This window comes from Ottowia beijingensis (assembly GCF_042680925.1).
GTDB classification, from domain to species: domain Bacteria; phylum Pseudomonadota; class Gammaproteobacteria; order Burkholderiales; family Burkholderiaceae_C; genus Ottowia; species Ottowia beijingensis.
Genome location: NZ_JBHUEP010000004.1, coordinates 217,545 through 233,620 on the forward strand (window position 1 = coordinate 217,545; position 16,076 = coordinate 233,620).

General features: G+C 65.2%; 23 protein-coding genes. 4 read left to right on the forward strand and 19 right to left on the reverse strand.

From position 1 onward, the window contains the following. From ACFSCU_RS03185 to merR, 12 genes are all read right to left on the reverse strand, one after another. A complete protein-coding gene (locus ACFSCU_RS03185) occupies positions 1-477 on the reverse strand; it encodes a crossover junction endodeoxyribonuclease RuvC (RefSeq protein ID WP_042427222.1) in 477 nt (158 codons plus the stop codon). Between the two features lie 142 nt (positions 478-619). Next, positions 620-2,902, reverse strand: a complete 2,283-nt coding sequence (locus tag ACFSCU_RS03190; RefSeq protein ID WP_377559880.1) for a phage/plasmid primase, P4 family — start codon at positions 2,900-2,902, stop codon at positions 620-622. After that, the gene (locus ACFSCU_RS03195) at positions 2,895-3,122 is read right to left on the reverse strand and encodes a helix-turn-helix domain-containing protein (RefSeq protein WP_145864790.1); all 228 of its coding nucleotides are present in this window, start codon (positions 3,120-3,122) and stop codon (positions 2,895-2,897) included. The genes ACFSCU_RS03190 and ACFSCU_RS03195 overlap by 8 nt, the downstream gene beginning before the upstream one ends. After that, positions 3,119-3,856: a PD-(D/E)XK nuclease family protein gene (locus ACFSCU_RS03200; protein ID WP_180550084.1), complete on the reverse strand. Its 738-nt coding sequence runs from the start codon at positions 3,854-3,856 to the stop codon at positions 3,119-3,121. The genes ACFSCU_RS03195 and ACFSCU_RS03200 overlap by 4 nt, the downstream gene beginning before the upstream one ends. Beyond that, positions 3,853-4,341: a DUF6511 domain-containing protein gene (locus ACFSCU_RS03205; protein WP_042427210.1), complete on the reverse strand. Its 489-nt coding sequence runs from the start codon at positions 4,339-4,341 to the stop codon at positions 3,853-3,855. The genes ACFSCU_RS03200 and ACFSCU_RS03205 overlap by 4 nt, the downstream gene beginning before the upstream one ends. 9 nt (positions 4,342-4,350) lie before the next feature. Further along, positions 4,351-4,983, reverse strand: coding sequence for a hypothetical protein (locus ACFSCU_RS03210; protein WP_180550086.1), 633 nt, complete (start codon positions 4,981-4,983; stop codon positions 4,351-4,353). A gap of 5 nt (positions 4,984-4,988) precedes the next feature. Continuing rightward, positions 4,989-5,843, reverse strand: a complete 855-nt coding sequence (locus ACFSCU_RS03215) for an ATP-binding protein (protein WP_377559881.1) — start codon at positions 5,841-5,843, stop codon at positions 4,989-4,991. Beyond that, positions 5,843-6,616: a BRO-N domain-containing protein gene (locus tag ACFSCU_RS03220; RefSeq protein WP_180550087.1), complete on the reverse strand. Its 774-nt coding sequence runs from the start codon at positions 6,614-6,616 to the stop codon at positions 5,843-5,845. Before ACFSCU_RS03220 ends, ACFSCU_RS03215 begins: the two co-directional genes overlap by 1 nt. A gap of 2 nt (positions 6,617-6,618) precedes the next feature. Then, positions 6,619-6,900, reverse strand: coding sequence for a hypothetical protein (locus ACFSCU_RS03225; RefSeq protein WP_180550089.1), 282 nt, complete (start codon positions 6,898-6,900; stop codon positions 6,619-6,621). Positions 6,901-6,902: 2 nt separating this feature from the next. Further along, positions 6,903-7,382 (reverse strand): hypothetical protein, encoded by a 480-nt coding sequence (locus ACFSCU_RS03230; protein ID WP_180550091.1) that lies wholly within the window; start codon positions 7,380-7,382, stop codon positions 6,903-6,905. Positions 7,383-7,393: 11 nt separating this feature from the next. After that, positions 7,394-7,657 carry a helix-turn-helix transcriptional regulator gene (locus tag ACFSCU_RS03235; RefSeq protein WP_377559882.1) on the reverse strand — a complete coding sequence of 88 codons (264 nt, stop codon included), beginning with the start codon at positions 7,655-7,657 and terminating at the stop codon, positions 7,394-7,396. 182 nt (positions 7,658-7,839) lie between these two features. Further along, positions 7,840-8,253, reverse strand: coding sequence for an Hg(II)-responsive transcriptional regulator (gene merR / locus ACFSCU_RS03240; RefSeq protein WP_053822773.1), 414 nt, complete (start codon positions 8,251-8,253; stop codon positions 7,840-7,842). 41 nt (positions 8,254-8,294) lie between these two features. On the opposite strand from merR, the gene merT reads away from it, so the two are divergent. The 3 genes from merT to ACFSCU_RS03255 are packed head-to-tail and all read left to right on the forward strand — an operon-like array spanning position 8,295 to position 9,192. Continuing rightward, positions 8,295-8,669, forward strand: coding sequence for a mercuric ion transporter MerT (merT, locus tag ACFSCU_RS03245; RefSeq protein ID WP_377559885.1), 375 nt, complete (start codon positions 8,295-8,297; stop codon positions 8,667-8,669). An 11-nt stretch (positions 8,670-8,680) separates the two neighbouring features. Beyond that, entirely contained in the window at positions 8,681-8,974 is a 294-nt protein-coding gene (merP, locus tag ACFSCU_RS03250) for a mercury resistance system periplasmic binding protein MerP (RefSeq protein WP_053822775.1), read from the forward strand. Next, the gene (locus tag ACFSCU_RS03255; protein WP_082371571.1) at positions 8,971-9,192 is read left to right on the forward strand and encodes a GDCCVxC domain-containing (seleno)protein; all 222 of its coding nucleotides are present in this window, start codon (positions 8,971-8,973) and stop codon (positions 9,190-9,192) included. Before merP ends, ACFSCU_RS03255 begins: the two co-directional genes overlap by 4 nt. A 9-nt stretch (positions 9,193-9,201) precedes the next feature. Here ACFSCU_RS03255 and ACFSCU_RS03260 read toward each other — a convergent pair whose 3' ends face one another. The 7 genes from ACFSCU_RS03260 to ACFSCU_RS03290 all read right to left on the reverse strand — a co-directional run bounded on the left by ACFSCU_RS03260 (position 9,202) and on the right by ACFSCU_RS03290 (position 14,595). Beyond that, positions 9,202-9,666: a hypothetical protein gene (locus ACFSCU_RS03260; RefSeq protein ID WP_180550094.1), complete on the reverse strand. Its 465-nt coding sequence runs from the start codon at positions 9,664-9,666 to the stop codon at positions 9,202-9,204. Next, positions 9,663-11,072, reverse strand: coding sequence for a recombinase family protein (locus tag ACFSCU_RS03265; RefSeq protein WP_377559886.1), 1,410 nt, complete (start codon positions 11,070-11,072; stop codon positions 9,663-9,665). Before ACFSCU_RS03265 ends, ACFSCU_RS03260 begins: the two co-directional genes overlap by 4 nt. Continuing rightward, positions 11,069-11,539 carry a DUF2924 domain-containing protein gene (locus tag ACFSCU_RS03270; protein ID WP_377559887.1) on the reverse strand — a complete coding sequence of 157 codons (471 nt, stop codon included), beginning with the start codon at positions 11,537-11,539 and terminating at the stop codon, positions 11,069-11,071. The genes ACFSCU_RS03265 and ACFSCU_RS03270 overlap by 4 nt, the downstream gene beginning before the upstream one ends. Further along, positions 11,536-11,751, reverse strand: a complete 216-nt coding sequence (locus tag ACFSCU_RS03275) for a hypothetical protein (protein WP_180550096.1) — start codon at positions 11,749-11,751, stop codon at positions 11,536-11,538. The genes ACFSCU_RS03270 and ACFSCU_RS03275 overlap by 4 nt, the downstream gene beginning before the upstream one ends. A gap of 155 nt (positions 11,752-11,906) precedes the next feature. Beyond that, on the reverse strand, positions 11,907-13,313 hold the full coding sequence (locus tag ACFSCU_RS03280; RefSeq protein ID WP_377559888.1) for a hypothetical protein: 1,407 nt from the start codon (positions 13,311-13,313) through the stop codon (positions 11,907-11,909). A 22-nt stretch (positions 13,314-13,335) separates the two neighbouring features. Then, entirely contained in the window at positions 13,336-14,169 is an 834-nt protein-coding gene (locus ACFSCU_RS03285) for an ImmA/IrrE family metallo-endopeptidase (RefSeq protein WP_180551730.1), read from the reverse strand. Between the two features lie 84 nt (positions 14,170-14,253). Next, entirely contained in the window at positions 14,254-14,595 is a 342-nt protein-coding gene (locus ACFSCU_RS03290) for a helix-turn-helix domain-containing protein (protein ID WP_180550100.1), read from the reverse strand. Positions 14,596-14,840: 245 nt separating this feature from the next. Here ACFSCU_RS03290 and ACFSCU_RS03295 point away from each other — a divergent pair, with 245 nt between their 5' ends. Next, positions 14,841-16,076: a hypothetical protein gene (locus tag ACFSCU_RS03295; RefSeq protein WP_180550102.1), complete on the forward strand. Its 1,236-nt coding sequence runs from the start codon at positions 14,841-14,843 to the stop codon at positions 16,074-16,076.

A 16,076-nucleotide genomic window follows, 5' to 3' on the forward strand; every position in this document is an offset into this window, starting at 1 on the left:
TCAATCCTCCCGTTCCAGATCGTGCTGTGCGATGGCCCAGTGCAGCAGCGCCAGTGCGTCGGCTTCGTTGTCATCGCCGGGCGCGTGGCCGCGCGCGGTGACGGAGGCAGTCACCTCGTCTTTGCCCGCGTTGCCTTTGCCGGTGGCGTGCTTCTTGATCGTGCCGACCGGCACGCCCTGATACGGAATCTGGTGGTGCTCGCACCACGCGGTGAGCGTGGCGAGGAAGCCGCCGTAGGCGTGCGCCGCGTCGGTCGAAACGTGGCGGCGCACCTCCTCGAAGTGCAGCGTGTCGATGCCGTCGGCCACGGCCTTCAGTTCCGTGAGCCAACGCTTGAAGCGCAGGAAGCGCATGCCGCCGCCTTCGAAGCGTTGCGGACGGAAGCTCTCGCTGCCGCTGGTGATGCTGCCGTCGCTGCCGCGCAGCGCCCAGCCCGTGATGGTGCCCAAGTCGAGGGCGAGGATGGTCGTGGTCATGTTTGCAGTCCTTGTTCGGTGCGGACTGACGGATCGGACGGATCACATCGAAACTCCCCGTGAGGTGCGTGTGCGCGCACGCGCGCGTAGGAGTTACGACGTAGTCCGTCAAATCCGTCAGTCGGGTGTGTCGGCATGGCGGTCAGTTGTCGGCGTAAGGGGTGTAAGCGGCCGTGGGCGGATGTTTGAGGCCCACGCCACGGAAGCCGCGCAGGCCCGCTGTGTTGCGCCACTTCTCGACGCCACGGGTGATGAGCAGATCGGAGAACCGCTTCTGCGAGCCGATGAACTCGCCAGCGGAATCGGCCCACTGCTTCCAGTCGTTGAACAGCTCGGCGGTCAGCGACTTCGCGTTGGCTTCGCGCACGCAGCGTTCGTCGAGCCAGCGGCCCAGCGCGTCCTCGGCCTCGAAATACTCCTCGGTCGCTTCGAGCACCTGCTGTGGCGGATCGAGCCGACCCAGACGCTGCCAGTCGAGACAGCCCTGAACCGCCCACGCCAAGATGCCGTCGCGCTCGGCCAAGAGCTTCTGCTGGAGATGCTTGTCGCGGCGCTCAGGCGGGACGGTGATCGTGAACGGGATCAGATGCAGCCGCCGCTTCATCGCTTCGTCGATGTTGCGGATGGCGGGCTTGTGGTTGCCCGCCACGACCAGCTTGAACTGCGGGAAGAACTCGAAGAAGTCCTGCCGCATGAAGCGCGCGGAGATCTTGTCGCCGCCGGTGAGGTTCTTGACCTTCGATTCCGCCCAGCGCCGCCCTTGTTCCGTCTCGATGGCGGACACGAAGCGCGCGCCGCGCAGGCCCGCCATGTCGGTCGGATGCCGGTCGGTGCGTGTCTCCATGAAGGTGTCCATCGGCGCGTTGGTCGCGTAGTCGCCGAGGATCGTGGCCAGCGTGTTGACGAACACCGACTTGCCGTTCGCGCCCGTGCCGTACAGGAAGAACAGCGCGTGCTCCTGCGTCGAGCCGGTGAGCGTGTAGCCCGCCATCCGTTGCATGTAGGCTTGCAGCTCGGCGTCGCCGCCGGTGATCTCCACCAGGAACTGCCGCCAGATTGGGCAGTCGCCACCCGGCGTGGCCGTAGTGATCTTGGTCATCCGGTCGGCGCGGTCGTGCGGACGCTGCCTGCCGGTCTTGAGATCAACCACGCCGCCGGGCGTGTTGAGCATCCACGGATCGGCATCCCATTCGGCGGTAGTTGCCGCGTGTCTGCGATCCGCGCGCGCCAGCCGTTCGACGCCGCCGACCGTGCCCGAGCTCGCCAGCTTGGCGGCGATCTTGGGGTTGTCGGCGTGGACGGCGGCATGACGGCAGACGCTGCGGATCAGGTCGGTGGCCGCCAGCGTGTCCTCGGTGCGCCAGCGGTGCCCGTCCCACACCAGCCAGCGGCCCCACGCGGCGACGTAGCGCCAGTCGCGGTGGTAGCGCCGCGTGAAGGCCAACGCCAGCGCATCCTCCGTGCCCCACACCGATTCGTCGCTGCTGACCACCGGCTCGGCGTCGTCGGCGACGTCGTGCATCTGGAGACGCGGGCCGTGGGTGAGGAAGGCCGCGACGTCGAAGCCCTCCATCACGGCGTCTGCCGCGTCCCAGCCGTCCGCCGCTTCCTCGGGCGGGTACAAGATGTGGCAGGTCTTCGCGCCCGCCGACAGGATGGCCTGAGCCGCTTGCGTCGCGTACTCCCAGCCCGGTTTGTCGCGGTCGGGCCAGACCAGCACGGCCTTGCCCGCCAGTGGCGACCAGTCGGTTTTCTCGACCGGGGCGTTCGCCCCGTGCATCGCCGTCGTCGCAACGACACCCGCCTCGATCAGCGCCTGCGCGCATTTCTCGCCTTCGACCAAGACCACCTGCGTGGCGCTGGTCATGCCCGGCTGGTTGTAGAGCGGGCGCGGATCGGGCGGAGCCATCTTGCGGCGGCGCGCGTCCCACGGGCGGAACTCCTTCTTGCGGCCGGGCGGGTCGTAGCGGTAGACGACCGCGATCAGCTTGCCGGAGGCATCGAGGTAGTCCCACTTCGCGGTGGCCGGGCCGAGGTCGTCGACGGGCGCGTCCTTCTTGCTCTTGCGTGCCGGTGCTGCCGGAGCGCGCCCGAGCAGTTCGGTCGCGGCATCGAGCACGCGCGGGAAATTGGCGTGGGCGTCGATGCCGAGGTGCGTGGCGATCAGCGTGAAGATGTCGCCGCCGTCGCCCGTGGCGCGATCCGTCCACAAGCCCGCCTTGTCGCCGGTGAGCACGATCTCCAGGCTGTCGCCCGGACTACCGAGGACGTCGCCGACGAGGAACTTGCCACCGCGCTTCTTGCCTGCCGGGAACAGCGCGGCCAGCACCGACTCCAGACGCGCGCGCAGTTCGGCGCGGATGGCTTCGCGTTCGGCATCGAGATCACGAGGAACGGGCGTCTGCGTGTCGTTGAAATCAAGCATCCGCAGCCTCCTCGCCGGGCAGCTGCTGCGCGACGATCCACGCTTCCAGTTCATTGGGCTTGAAGCGAACGAGCTTGCCGACGCGGTAGTGCGGGATGCGGCGTGCCTTGCGTTCCTTGGCTTGGGAGAGCCAGTACGACGGCAGGTTGAACATCAGCGCGGCCTGGCGCACGTCGATCAGTTGCTCGCCGAGCACCTGATTCAAGGGTGTGTTGTTCATGTCGGCGTCCTCCAGCAGCGGTCTTGCCACGCGCACATGCGGCATTCGAAATGGGTGGGATCGTTGAAACCGCGGGGCAGCAGTTCGCCGGCCTCGGTCGCGGTGATGACCTTGACCGCGCGGTCGGTCATGCGCTGTGCGAGCGCGGCGTCGAAGGGCACCAACTCGACGTAGATCTCCATCGAGTCGGCGTTGATCGCGGTGAACAGCGCCGGGTGTTCATGCAGTTGCAGGTGCGCCTGATACAGCGCGACCTGCGCCGCGTACACCGGCTTGGCGACCGCGAGGCCTTTCGCCTCCAGCTCGCGCCACGACTTCGCGCTTAAGGCTTTGTTCTCCCACAGCGCGGGGTAGCGGAAGCCCTCCGGCCCGCCGACGATCACGCCATCGACGTGTCCGCGCAGCCGACCGTGCGCGTCGGAGAAGCCGAACTGCCCACCGTCGGGCTTGCGCGTGCGCAGGTCGAAGCCCGCGTCGCGCAGCCACGCCACCATGCAGTCCTCCATGACGTGGCCACGCTCGAAGATGCGCAGCATCCGGCCTTCGGTGTCGCGCCCATGATCGACCGGAGCCTTGGCGTACTCGAACTGCAAGGCGCGCTCGCACGCCGCGCCCAGACGCGACGCGCCGAGGTAGTCGCGCGCGGGCTGCTGCGCGCGGACGCGTTGCATGCCGAGATCGACCAGTGCCGTGATCTGGCCGGACAGGCTGGACGAGGAATTGAAATCCATCATGGCTTCCTCCCTTTCGGCTCTTCCCAGGGAAGGTCGTCCTCCAGATCGGCCAAGGGATTGGCCATCGGGTCGCGCGTCGGAACCATGCCGCGCACGGGCGGGAACTTGGTTGCCTCGTGGTGCTCGACCATCGCTTCCGTGTAGCAGGTGACGATGGCGTCGATGACGCGCATCGCCTCGGCTTCCGCGTAGTCGCCCAGGGGCTTGCCGAAGCCGATCTCGTCCGCCGCCTCGCCGAAGGCCTTGAGGCATTTGCGCATCGCGGCCAGTTCGACATCAGAGGGATCGATCATGGAGACCTCCCCGATGCCGACGCGGCCTTCCTTCGCGCGCGTCCAGTTGCCGTAGAGCATGTGAAAGGCGTCCTGGCAGCGGCGCGAGCAGAACACCCAGTCGATCACGTAGCGGCGCGGATCGGCGGTCTTGAACCGGCCATCGGTGTGGCCGTAGCCGCGCGCCTGTCGTTTGCAGACCCAGCATTTCATCCACCCCCCTCACTGCGCCCAAGCGGGCTTGCCGGTCACCGGCGCGCGCTGAGGCGCGGGCGTGGTAGCTGCATGGGGAGGCGTGGCTTGCGCCGGAGCGCCCGAGGTGCCGCCGCCGGTCTTGGCCTTGGGCGGCACGCCCATGAGCTTGGCGTACTCGGGGTGGTCGGGTTCGACCGCGAGCTTGACGACGTTGCGATCCAGACCCTTGGTGTCCTTCTCGACGTCCACGCGGGCGAGGAACTCGATGCCGTCCAGTTCGTGGAAGCCCTGGATGCGGCGCGCGGCGGCGGCTTGCGGGCTGTTGTCCTGCGGATGGACGTTGCGCGCGCTGTTGAGGACGGCGCGGATGAAGCTGCGCCCCATCTGGCCCCAGGTCGGGCCCTTCTTCGAGTGCAGGCCGATGTTCGACCACATCTTGCGTTTGGCATGCTCACCGCCAGTGACGACGAACTCGGCGGCGAGATAGATCGCGCCGGTCTCGAAGGATTCGGTGGCGTAGCCGCCGCCCCAGCCTTGTGCCGGATCGTCGTGACCACCGGGCTTGATGGTCATGCGCACCGGCACCAGCGTGCCCTTGGGGATGAGGTCGAAGCCCTGTTGCTGTTCGGCGTCGTTGAAGTCGTTCCAGTTGCTGGTCATGGCGATTACTCCTGAGATTCGTGGGGTGCGGGAATGGCGGAATGGGCTGCGGAACTGGCGGACATGGCTGCGCCCGCGCACTTGGCGATCAGCGCGCTCAGGTCCGGCGGTTCGAGCAGTTCGAGACGACCGCTGCGGTCTTTTGCCGGGTAGCCGTAGGGATTGACGGTGTGGGTGACGAAGGCGCGGTAGGCGCTGCCGTCCTCGGCCTTGATCTCGGCCAGCGTCACGACCTCGTCGACGATGCCGGGCAGTTCGAGGCTGGTCTTGCTGCCCTCGATCTGCGGCACGAACACCTTGCGGTTGTAGTCGTCGAGCCGTTCGTCGAGGATGGCGACGAACACCACGTTCTTGCCGCGCGCGTGTTGCAGGTGGGTCAAGGCGCTGACCATCTCCTGACCGAGCAGGCCGTAAGCGCCGCGCATGTCGGGCTTGCCGGTTCGGTCGCTGACCGCCCCCGGTTGCGTCTTGCACCACGCGAAGCACTGGCGCGAGAGCTGCGTGATCGAGTCGAGGAAGAAGGTCTGGTAGCGGTCGAGCTGCGCCGGATCGCCGAACTTCTCGACGACGTGGTCGTAGTGCGCCTGCGAGAACGCGGCCTCCGGCGGCAGGGCCTTGTCCGGCCCGGCGAGGAACACGAAGAAGTCGCGCGACTCGGGCCACGAGGCCGGACGGATGGTGTCACCGGGCCAGTCGGCCACGGCCAGGTCGCCCGCCTCGATGTCGAGGAACAGCGTGGTCGCCGGGTCGAGGTCTTTGAGCCGGGTGGTCTTGCCGATGCCGGACTTGCCGAGCATCAGGAGCTTGACGCCCTTGCGCTCGGCCATGCGCTGCTGCGCGGAGATGATCGGGAGGCTCATCACGCCACCTCCTTCAACTGCTCGGCGACGGCGGGATTCCAGAGAATCTGGTAGCCGCTGTGGCCGTTGCGCGAGTACGGCATGGCCTCGGCCCATGCTTCACCGACCTCGGTCAGTTCCCATTCGTCGCGGTCGTTGCGGAACTGGAAGCCGTGTGATGCCAGCAACTGGTTCGTGGCCTTGGCCGAGCGGTTGAGCAGCTTGCCGAGCTGGGTGGCGTTGAGCGAGCAGATCGGCTCGTTGGCGGCAGCGCTCTTGGCTGGAAGGGCGCGGCGCAGCACCTCTGTGGTGAGGCCAGTGTTCTCCTGAATGCAGGTCAACGTCGCCGCCATCGCAATGCCGGTCTTCACGCCCGGCACCTTGGCGACCGCCTCTCCGATCAGCAGGATCGCGCTCACGCGGTCGTGGGTCGGCGCGGGCAAGGAAGCCAGCGCGCCGGGGGCGGAATACGCGCCGGTCTTGCGGATCGCGGGCAGCACCTCACTGGTCACCCAACGCTTGAAGCGTTTCGCGGCGTCCTTCGTGCTGCCGAGGATCAGGGCGTAGAGGCCTGATTCGTTGACGTGGTTGGCGCGCTGCGTGCGGCCGAGGTTGTCGATGACCTCCAATTTCTGGAGGTCATCGGCATCGACGTGCGACTTGATCGCCTGAGACGGGTTGCCCATCTCCAATGCGTCGCAGACGTCGCTGGCGTTGAACCACGGCAGGCCAGCATCGTCGACCTGCACGCGCACGGCGTGCGCCTCGAACTGGAAGGGAATGATCGCGCTCATGATCAGTCCTCCCACGCGACGTCGACGATGCGGTCGGCCCCGCGCGCGGCGCGCTTGCGCGCCTCGGTGTGGAGTTCCTCCAGTGCGGTGCGGCGGCGGCCGAGCGCCAGGGCTTCGGCGTTGGCGGTCTGGATGGCGAAGGCCAGTTCGTCCACCGTGGCCGCGTCGAGCGCCACGACGACGTCGTGGCCGTCGGCACCGCGATAGCGGATGTCATCGGGAAGGTGTTCGCCGTAGATGGACGGCAGCTGCTTGCGCAGCGAAGCGATGAGGTTGGTGCTCATGATCAGTGCTCCGAATCGAGGGAAAGGGTGAAAGACGGCTTGCCCGGCTCGACCGTGCGAGCAGCGGCGAACTCCTGCTGGAGCGTCGGCGGCCAGTTGGTGAAGCGCGATTCGGAAACCGCCAGCTTCACATCGATGAAGTGCTCGACCTTGTCGCCGGCGGCGACGATGTGGGCGGCGATGTCGCCGAGCTTCTTCTGATCCCAATTGACCTTCTTGGGCAGCTCGAACTTGATGTGCAGCGGGCCGTCGTCGAGGTGCACGGTGCCGAAGTCGCGGCCCGAATCGCGCAGTGCCGTGCGGGCCTGCTCGCCGTAGGCGGCATCGAGCGCCGCGTCGAACTTGGTGCGCGCCTTCTTGAGCCAGTCGAGGGCCTCGTCGAGGTTCTTGTCGATCTCGGCCTTCTGCGCGGCGGGCAGCGCCGCCAACTGGCTGACGGACATCGCGGCGATGTCGGCGGGAAAGAGGGTGATGTCGTTCATGGCATCGCTCCTCAGACCGCCGCGCGCTCGGACGTCGAGTCGTGCAGCGCCTGGCGCTCGAACTCGATGACCGCGTCCACGGGATAGCCGACGCGCTTGGACAACTTCAGGTAGCGCGGGCCGCGACCTTCGCTGCGCCAGCGTTGCAGGGTCTTGGGGCTGACGCCCCAGCGTTGCGCGAGCTCGTTTTCGTTGAGCACCCGGCGGTCGCCGGGCGAGAGGCTGTTGATCGCCTGATGCGGCGACCGGGGGATGGTGCTTGCTGCTGTCTGCATGGAACGCTCCTGTTGCGTTGTTGAGGAACAGGTGTCATTCCAGACTTCGGGTGGCGAACCTTTAAGGGACGCAATGGCGAACCACGCGGGAACTTCGGGTTCGCCAAAGTTCTCGCCGATACGAAAACGGCGGGCACAAGGCCCGCCGTCATGGTCGAGGATCAGTCAAGGACGGCTGTGCGTCACTCCGCCTGCAAGGCGGCGATCAAGGGGCAGCGCACCCGGCCGCGAATGGCATTGCAGCGCTGCACGAGCTCGGACAGCGCCGCTTCGATGCGCTGCAGGTCAGCCAGTCGTTCGCGAACGTCAACGAGTTTGCGCTGAGCCTGCGCACGCGCCTCGGCGCAGTGCGATCCGTCCTCGAGCTTGAGCAGTTCGGACACCTCGTCGAGACTGAAGCCCAGCCGCTGTGCCGACTTGATGAAGCGGACGCGGCCAAGCTCGTCGGCGCCGTAACGGCGGATACTTCCCTGCGGCCGATCTGGTTCGGGCAACAGCCCCTTGCGCTGGTAGAAGCGGATGGTTTCGACATTGACGCCAGCCGCGCGCGCCAGCGCGCCGATCGTCATCGCCTCGATCTCGGGCGTGCTGTTCATGGTCTTGACTCCGTACTTAAGTACGGAAGTAAGCTTACTCCATGAAACCAGACACCCCAACTGCGCAAGGCAGTACCGGAGGCGGCCGTGCGGCGCTCGCGGCCGGATTCGTCTCGGCCATCCTCGCATCGACCTGCTGCCTCGGGCCATTGGTGCTGATCACGCTGGGCTTCTCAGGGGCATGGATCAGCAACCTGACGGCCCTCGAACCCTACCGCCCGATCTTCATCGGCGCGGCCCTCGTCGCGTTGTTCCTCGCCGGGCGACGCCTCTGGACGAAAGCCCCGGCGTGCGAACCCGGACAGGCCTGCGCGGTGCCGTCGGTTCGGCGCGGCTACGAGCTGCTGTTCGGGATCGTGGTCGCCCTGGTGATCGTGGCGCTCGGCTTCCCGCTGGTCGCGCCCTGGTTTTACTGAACGGAGGTTTTATGAAGAGATTGCTTGGTTTTCCGATGCTGACGCTCGCCCTGATCGTGAGCGTGCCAGTCATCGCCGCGACAAAGACCGTCACCCTGTCAGTGCCGGGCATGAACTGCGCCGCCTGCCCGATTACGGTCAAGAAGGCGCTCGGCAAGGTGCCGGGCGTGGCCAAGACGGACGTGAACCTCGACAAACGACAGGCGACCGTGACGTTCGACGACGCGCGGGCGAATGTAGAGGCGCTGACGCGGGCGACCCAGGATGCCGGCTACCCCTCGACGGTGGTCGGGAGCGTGAAGTGACTGCCGTCGTTCTGGAATCGACGTTGACTTGTCCGGAGTGCGGTCACACCAAGACCGAGACCATGCCTACCGATGCCTGCCAGTGGTTCTATGAGTGCGAGGCCTGCCACGCCATACTCAAGCCCAAGCCCGGGGACTGCTGCGTCTATTGCTCCTACGGCACTGTGCCGTGCCCACCAATCCAGGAGCGTGGCAGAGGTAGTTGTTGCGCCAGCTGAGCGCCAGTCTCAAGCTGAAGGAAAGCCCAGCAGCCGACGCTGCTCGCCCCAGTCGCGAGGCAGCAGGTCTTGGCGGCCACGCAGCGTGTGCAGATTCAGATGCCGGGGCTGGCGGCCCTCGAAAATCGCCTCGACGATGTCCGGTGCCAGCATGGTCATGCGCAGCACCTCGGCCGCCCAGCCTGGCTCCAGTTTCAGCGCGCGCGCCAGGTCGGCGGTCGTCGGATAGACGCCTTCGTCGATCAGCCGCTTCCAGTAGAACGCCTTGCCGAGCGTCTTGATCATCGGCACGTCGAAGCCACCCGTCACAGTGGCGGCATCGGGCGCGGGCGGGATCAGCAGCTTGCGGTTCTGGCGGCGCTTGATCGTCAGCGGTACCAGCGTGACGCGCTGGCCGTCGCTGACGTAGCTGCGGGCGTCGGCTCCGACCTCGATGCGGACGGTGCGCTTGCGCGGATTGGTCTCGGTGCTCATGCCAGTGCCTCGGCCTGTTCGCTGGATTCCTCGACCAACGGATGCGCGCCGATGTCGGCACCGAATCCGATCCAGCCGTCCTCGCGCCAGACGATGTCCAGCCCGTGCCCGTGCAGTTGCACCCGCTCGATCAGCAGCCGCGTGATGCGTTGCTGCTCGGCGGGGAACAGCTGCGCCCACACGTCGCCGATGCGCTGCATCGCCACCACCACCTGCGCTTCGTCGAGCGTGCTACCTGCGGGATGTTGCTGGCAGGCGCGCCAGACCGCGATCAGCATCTGCGGAGCCGACAGTGCCGCGTGGATTTGCGCCAGCACCGCGTTCTCAATTTCGGCGGCGGGCAGATGACCCACGTCGGACGCACCGGGCGACAGGCTCGCACCCGCATTGCGCCGCTTGTGCAGGTAGGGAACGTAGTAGCGGTACTGCCGCCCGTTCTTCTTTTTGACGAAGGAGTGCAGCATGCGCTGCCCGTCGGGCGCGAACAGCAGGCCCGCCAGCAGCGCCGGATGCTTGGCGGCGTGCTCGCGCGGCGCTTGCTTGCGCCGTTCGATGAAGGCATGCGCCGCGTCCCACAAACCCTGTGGCACGATCGCTTCGTGCTGGGCGGGATACCAGGTGCCGTGGTTGCGGATTTCCCCCAGGTAGATGCGGTTGCGCAGCATCGAGAAGATGTACTGCTGGTCGATGGTGCGGCCCGAGCGTTCGCGCCCGGTCTGCGTCACCCAGGCCTTGGTTGTATGGCCTTCGATGTCCAGTTCGCGCACCAGCCGCGCCGCCGATCCATGCTCGGCGTAGCGCCGGAAGATGTCGCGCACCAGAGCCGCCTCGCGTTCGTTGACGACGAGCTTGCGCTCGACCACGTCGTAGCCCAAGGGCGGGATGCCACCCATCCACATGCCCTTGGCCTTGCTGGCGGCGATCTTGTCGCGGATGCGCTCGCCGGTCACTTCGCGCTCGAACTGCGCGAAGGACAGCAGGATGTTGAGCGTCAGCCGCCCCATCGAGGTCGTGGTGTTGAACTGCTGGGTGACCGAGACGAAGGACACGCCGTTGCGGTCGAACACCTCGACCAACTTGGCAAAGTCCGGCAGGCTGCGCGTGAGGCGGTCGATCTTGTAGACGACCACGGTGTCGATCTTCCCGGCCTCGATGTCGACCATCAGGCGGCGCAAGGCGGGACGATCCATGTTGCCGCCGGAGTAGCCGCCGTCGTCGTAGCCGTCGCCGACGGCGATCCAGCCTTCGTGCCGCTGACTGGCGATGAAGGCGAGGCCTGCGTCGCGCTGCGCTTCGAGACTGTTGTATTCCTGATCCAGTCCTTCGTCGGTGGATTTGCGGGTGTAGACGGCGCAACGCTTCTTCGGCGTGACCGTCGGCATCGGATTGGCGCGCGGCGAACTCATGCCGTCACCTTCTTCGAGGCGGGCGATTTGAGGCCGAAGAACACCGGGCCAGACCAGTGGCTGCCGGTGATGTGGCCCGCAATCGCGGACAGGCTCTTGAAGCGTTGCCCTTGGTATTCGAAGTCGTTCGAGCCGCGCACCAGGACGCGATGCTCGACGTCGTCGTAGATGCGCGTGAGGATGGTTCCGGGCAGCAGGCGCTGGCTGTCGCCGCGCAGTTGCTTGGGCAGGATGCCGGTTTGGCCGACGTCCTCGAGCTTCTTGCGCAGCGAGGGTTTCAAGCCGCCGAAGGCGCGCTCCTGAATCCGGTAGGCCAGTCGGCTCTCCAGCCAGCCGCGATGATGGTGGCCGGGCCGCTCGTCGAAATGCTCGTCCCACAGTGCCCAGAGATCGCCCATCGACAGATGGGGGATTCCGGCGACCTGGGCGGCGACCGTGGTGGCGGGTGGTGGTGCGTGTGCCGTCATGGGCGAACTCCGTAGTGGTGATCGGGGTTCGCATTCACGCGCTGTTGGCCGGAGAAGCCAAGGCGAACGCGCTCGCTGTTTTCGAGGGTGTGGCTGGCCGGACGCACGCGCAGGCGCAGCAGTGCTGCGGCCAGCAGGTCGGCGATTTCCTGCTGCGGGTGCCGGGGATGGTCAGACGGCGGGGAAATGGAGATGGGTTCGAGTTCGGACATGGCAGGCGTTCCGATGGAAAACGCTGCTCATGCTAGAAACCGAGGGCACTTCGCGTAACGTGTTTTGGCGGACTTGCGCGGTCTCGCGCGAATGATGCGCTGATTGAAGCCACACCTGTGGAACGGGAGTTGGACGCAGCTGATGTCTGGAATCGTCAGAATAACAGCCTGGCTATGTCGCTGGCTGCATTCAGCCCACCTCGCCAATCACTACCACTCTTGGGCAACGTGTAGGTGTATCGGTCGTCGCCCTGGAAGACGAGCTTGAAGTGCTTGCCGTCTTCGGAGATGGAGAATCCCATGTCCTCCAGCTCGCGTCGCATTTTTCCGTCGATGGTGCTCATTCCCCGGAGCAGTTTCTTCAGCTGCTCTCGACGACCTTCGAGGGGGTTGTCGTCCAGTTTGTTCGTTTCGAGGATCGACGTCAGCACATGTTGGCGACGACTGTCCTGAGGAACCCGGGTGACAGCATCTTCGATCACCTCGAGGAGTATGCCGAGAACTTCGTTCGCATAGACATCTCGCTCCCGGCCAAGCCTAAGAAGACCACCACTTGCAGATCCTGCCCGAGCCTCGTACTTCCTGAGTTCGTTGTGCAGCCGTTGAATCTCCCTTTCGGCATCTTCGAGGCGCTGGTTCTTGGCTTCGATCTCTTGGTCGAACGTCTTGACGTAATCGTCGATCGCCTTGGACCCGGAGGCCTTGAGCGACTGTATGGCTTGTCGAGACGCAGTTTCACGAACGTACGCCCAAGTACATCGGGTGATCGGACGCCGATTCAGTAATGCAGCTCGGATCTCATCTTTGATGGCGCCCGCCAGATGGCCAGGGGTCGGGTACTCTCCCCCCAAGAAGAAGGCTCGACGTCCGCCACCTTCAGGCCAGTAGATGCCGATAGTGCCGCCGTAGACATTCTCGGAATCCACTTCGAGTTGCAGACGAACCGAAAACGGTCTGTTGGGCTCGACGACAACATGCGCCATCCCAGACAGGTCCGCTGCCAGACGATTGACGTCAAGGATGTGTCCGCCTTGAAACTGTGCACTGACGTAGACGATGGGCAGTCGGCAGCCGGCATCGCCGCGAATCAGCTTAGCGGCGAGGTCGATGTCAGCATTGGCGAGGACGTGTGCCCTATCGCGAATCGGTAGAGGACCATCTGCTGCTCCACCGAGGGATTCCAGCACAGTCCTCACCACGACTGGCTTCTTTGCCGGCGGTAGACGAGCCGCGGCGTGTTGAGATTCGCATTCGACTCGGACGCCTACCCAGGCGTCGGACGCCGTTCTTGAAAACACGACGGTGGTCAGCCATTCCAGATCGTCATCGTGTCTGCTGTAACGAATGCCCGCGAGATCGACGTCGGCCGAGCTGCTGACGAGCGACTGAACTCTCTCGTTGCCGTCCTGGAGGAAAGCTTCATCCTTCTGCAGCAGTTCCCGGAGCCTTTCAGCGGACAAGCTGGTGTGCGGAGATCCGGATATCCACGTCACCATCGCATTGAGGAAGTCCGCCGTGGTTCGGTCCGCGCTAACGGAAAACTCGGTAGCAAACAAGAGCATGGGAATCCCTCCAGAACGATTGCTAGGTGGCGGACTGTTGCCAATTGAGTGCGTCGAGGTTGTCGCCGTCCTGCCACGACCGATCCCATGATCGCGGCTCGGCGCTCTCAAGCAGGAGGAGCGTGAGGATGCGATCACGCGCGCCGTAGCTGTGCTTGAACTCGCGCAGCTTCATGTGCTGCGCCTCCTCCGGACACCAGATCGCGGCGGACATCTCCGTGCCATCCCATTCCTGCTCGACGCTGGCGTCGGCTGCCAGCGTACCCGGCAGCGGTTCCTGTGGATCGGCGTTGCGCCGGATGCGCGCCCGCGTCTTGACGGCGCTGCTGCTGCGCCATTCGTACTTCACGTAGCCGTTGTCCCAATAGACGAGGATCGCGCGCTGCGTAGTGAACTTGATGAAGCGAATACACAGCGCCTCGAACGAAACCTGAAACCGCTTGGCGATGGCGCTGAGGACGTGCAGGTCGATGCGCTGGTTCGAAATCCAGTCGCGCAGCAGATCGCCGGGCATCAGCAGGTTGCTGGCGAAGTCGTCAGCTTCACGCTCGATGGCGCGGATGGTGTCGACGCCGGAGTAGACGCTTTCCTTGTCGCAGTTGAAGCTTTGCTGCTGGCCGCGATGGAGGATGAAGTGGCCCAGCTCATGGGCGATGGTGAAGCGTCGGCGTTCAGAGCTGGCCTTGCCGTTGTAGAAGATGCCCCACTCGGCGGTGTCCTTCGGGTTGCGCACCAGCATGCCTTCGCAGCTGTCGATGTCGAGCACCATCGGCGCTTTGATCTCCCGAACGCCCGTGCCGTAGGGCGTGCTCGGCAGCATCTGCCGGACGATCTCCAAATCCATGGCGTCGGGCATGCCCGTGCTGTACCACGCCCGCAACCACTTCTGGACGGTATTGGCGGCAATGGAGCCAGTGAGGGTCTGCGCTGCGCTCAATCCTTAGTCCCCGCCGTGGCCCTTGTCGGGGAACATGATCTTGAGTGCCTGGCGGTAGCGATCCTTTTCCTCGTCCGTCATCCCGGCGTACTCACGGAAGAAAGCTACGTCCTCGGGACTGGCTTCGGGTGCCTGCTGCATGGGCGTACCCATCACATCCTCCATCGTCACGCCGAGCACCTGAGCGATCTTCTGAATCCGCTCGGCGGTGGGGCGCTGCCCCTCCTTCATTTCCAGTTCCCAGATGTAGGCCTTGGTGCAGCCGACCGCGTCGGCGACCTGTTGCAGGGTCAACTTCTTCGCCTCGCGCAAGCGCCGCAGGCGCGCTCCAAACGCCGAAGCCATGGCGATGCTCCTGTAGTGGCTAAACAGCCAGTGAATGAATTCAAGGCTGTCAGTATAGCCGCGAGATACATAAAAGGTCTAGATGTGCCCCATTGATTGACAAGCGGAAATCTGCGGTTCAGAATCGCGCTTGTATCTCGTTACTTTACTTACGCGAGATACGTGTTCAGTAACCCTGTCGCTGGCCCGTGCAGCCCGTACATCGGTCGCAGACCTCCGACGCCGATCCAGAAAGGACGAACAAGATGAAGAAGACCTTTGTCGACGTGATGCTCGAGCTGCCGGTGGACGCCACGCTGCGCGACTTCCTGACCTCGCATGGCCTGCCGGTGCCGGACGGGTTCGCGTGGGACGACACGCCGGAGACCAGCCAGTTCTTGGTCGAGGCGGTCAAGGTGTGGCCCGACACCGCCGCCCGCGACCAGATGATCGCCAACCTCATGGCCGCCGTCCAACTGGGCGACGCGGCGGGCAAGCAGGCGATGTTCGAGGCCGGAGTGGCGGACGGTGCCGCACTGGCGGGCCTGACCCTGTGCCGCAGCGACGTCCACCGTTCGTTCTGGCTTTACGTCAACCATCCTTCGCTGTTCGAGCGCGCCTACGACTTCAGCTTCTGGGAGCACCACGGGCCGCAGACCCAGCAATACGATCTGGGCCTGAAGCGCCAGCCGAACGGTTCGGACACGAACCTGACCGCACTGCGCCACGCCATATCGGCGTTCTACAAGCGCGAGATGCAGTGCGGCGACAGCAGCGTGGCGCACTTGGTCGAGCGTAGCCCCGGCGTGTTCCTGCTGACCGTCCACGTCAAGGACATGGCCATGCTGCGGCTGGAGTTCGAGGGTTCGACCCTCAAGCGCCGCGTCGGCAACCCCAATATCCACATGGTGCTGGAGTACGCCAAGTCCACCGGCGTGGTGCGCACGCTGGTGCGCGGCGGCCAGAAATACCAGCAGATGCTGGTCGAGGCCTTCGCCGAGCATGTGCTGGGCGTCAAGGCGAGCGCACACCGGCTCAAGTCGCCGACGCTGAATTTGTCGATGCTACGCACCGGCTTCGACGTGCCGGAGGCGTTCGAGGACGGCTTCTCGATGGTGCAACTGAAGGCGCTCACGCTCCTCAGCCCGGACGCCGCGCTGAAGATCGAATGCACCGCGATGCAGTCCAGCCAGCAACGCTCCGTGCATGAGCTGCTGAAGGAGAAACTGCCCGGCCCGCTGGAAGGCCAATGGGCGGTGACGGCGGCGCAGGTCAATCTCTACTATCCACCCGAGCCGGGCCGCACGCGTGCCAAGGTGGTCACCATCGAAGTGACTAGCAAGGGGCGTCTGAACCTGCACAAGTTCGACGCCAAGATGCAGGCGCAGCTGGAAGGGTATCTGGTCTCGGTGGGCATCTTGCAGAAGGGCCAGACCCTGAGCGCGCAGGAGCTTCCGCCGGAAGCGGACGCGATCAGTTCCTCGTCGGCGTTCGAGGACTGA

What these genes read in the sequence shown, in the direction of transcription:
- ACFSCU_RS03185 (WP_042427222.1), bottom strand. Translation starts at nt 477, where the DNA reads ATGACCACGACCATCCTCGCCCTCGACTTGGGCACCATCACGGGCTGG.
- ACFSCU_RS03190 (WP_377559880.1), bottom strand. Translation starts at nt 2,902, where the DNA reads ATGCTTGATTTCAACGACACGCAGACGCCCGTTCCTCGTGATCTCGAT.
- ACFSCU_RS03195 (WP_145864790.1), bottom strand. Translation starts at nt 3,122, where the DNA reads ATGAACAACACACCCTTGAATCAGGTGCTCGGCGAGCAACTGATCGAC.
- ACFSCU_RS03200 (WP_180550084.1), bottom strand. Translation starts at nt 3,856, where the DNA reads ATGATGGATTTCAATTCCTCGTCCAGCCTGTCCGGCCAGATCACGGCA.
- ACFSCU_RS03205 (WP_042427210.1), bottom strand. Translation starts at nt 4,341, where the DNA reads ATGAAATGCTGGGTCTGCAAACGACAGGCGCGCGGCTACGGCCACACC.
- ACFSCU_RS03210 (WP_180550086.1), bottom strand. Translation starts at nt 4,983, where the DNA reads ATGACCAGCAACTGGAACGACTTCAACGACGCCGAACAGCAACAGGGC.
- ACFSCU_RS03215 (WP_377559881.1), bottom strand. Translation starts at nt 5,843, where the DNA reads ATGAGCCTCCCGATCATCTCCGCGCAGCAGCGCATGGCCGAGCGCAAG.
- ACFSCU_RS03220 (WP_180550087.1), bottom strand. Translation starts at nt 6,616, where the DNA reads ATGAGCGCGATCATTCCCTTCCAGTTCGAGGCGCACGCCGTGCGCGTG.
- ACFSCU_RS03225 (WP_180550089.1), bottom strand. Translation starts at nt 6,900, where the DNA reads ATGAGCACCAACCTCATCGCTTCGCTGCGCAAGCAGCTGCCGTCCATC.
- ACFSCU_RS03230 (WP_180550091.1), bottom strand. Translation starts at nt 7,382, where the DNA reads ATGAACGACATCACCCTCTTTCCCGCCGACATCGCCGCGATGTCCGTC.
- ACFSCU_RS03235 (WP_377559882.1), bottom strand. Translation starts at nt 7,657, where the DNA reads ATGCAGACAGCAGCAAGCACCATCCCCCGGTCGCCGCATCAGGCGATC.
- merR (WP_053822773.1), bottom strand. Translation starts at nt 8,253, where the DNA reads ATGAACAGCACGCCCGAGATCGAGGCGATGACGATCGGCGCGCTGGCG.
- merT (WP_377559885.1), top strand. Translation starts at nt 8,295, where the DNA reads ATGAAACCAGACACCCCAACTGCGCAAGGCAGTACCGGAGGCGGCCGT.
- merP (WP_053822775.1), top strand. Translation starts at nt 8,681, where the DNA reads ATGAAGAGATTGCTTGGTTTTCCGATGCTGACGCTCGCCCTGATCGTG.
- ACFSCU_RS03260 (WP_180550094.1), bottom strand. Translation starts at nt 9,666, where the DNA reads ATGAGCACCGAGACCAATCCGCGCAAGCGCACCGTCCGCATCGAGGTC.
- ACFSCU_RS03265 (WP_377559886.1), bottom strand. Translation starts at nt 11,072, where the DNA reads ATGAGTTCGCCGCGCGCCAATCCGATGCCGACGGTCACGCCGAAGAAG.
- ACFSCU_RS03270 (WP_377559887.1), bottom strand. Translation starts at nt 11,539, where the DNA reads ATGACGGCACACGCACCACCACCCGCCACCACGGTCGCCGCCCAGGTC.
- ACFSCU_RS03275 (WP_180550096.1), bottom strand. Translation starts at nt 11,751, where the DNA reads ATGTCCGAACTCGAACCCATCTCCATTTCCCCGCCGTCTGACCATCCC.
- ACFSCU_RS03280 (WP_377559888.1), bottom strand. Translation starts at nt 13,313, where the DNA reads ATGCTCTTGTTTGCTACCGAGTTTTCCGTTAGCGCGGACCGAACCACG.
- ACFSCU_RS03285 (WP_180551730.1), bottom strand. Translation starts at nt 14,169, where the DNA reads ATGCCCGACGCCATGGATTTGGAGATCGTCCGGCAGATGCTGCCGAGC.
- ACFSCU_RS03290 (WP_180550100.1), bottom strand. Translation starts at nt 14,595, where the DNA reads ATGGCTTCGGCGTTTGGAGCGCGCCTGCGGCGCTTGCGCGAGGCGAAG.
- ACFSCU_RS03295 (WP_180550102.1), top strand. Translation starts at nt 14,841, where the DNA reads ATGAAGAAGACCTTTGTCGACGTGATGCTCGAGCTGCCGGTGGACGCC.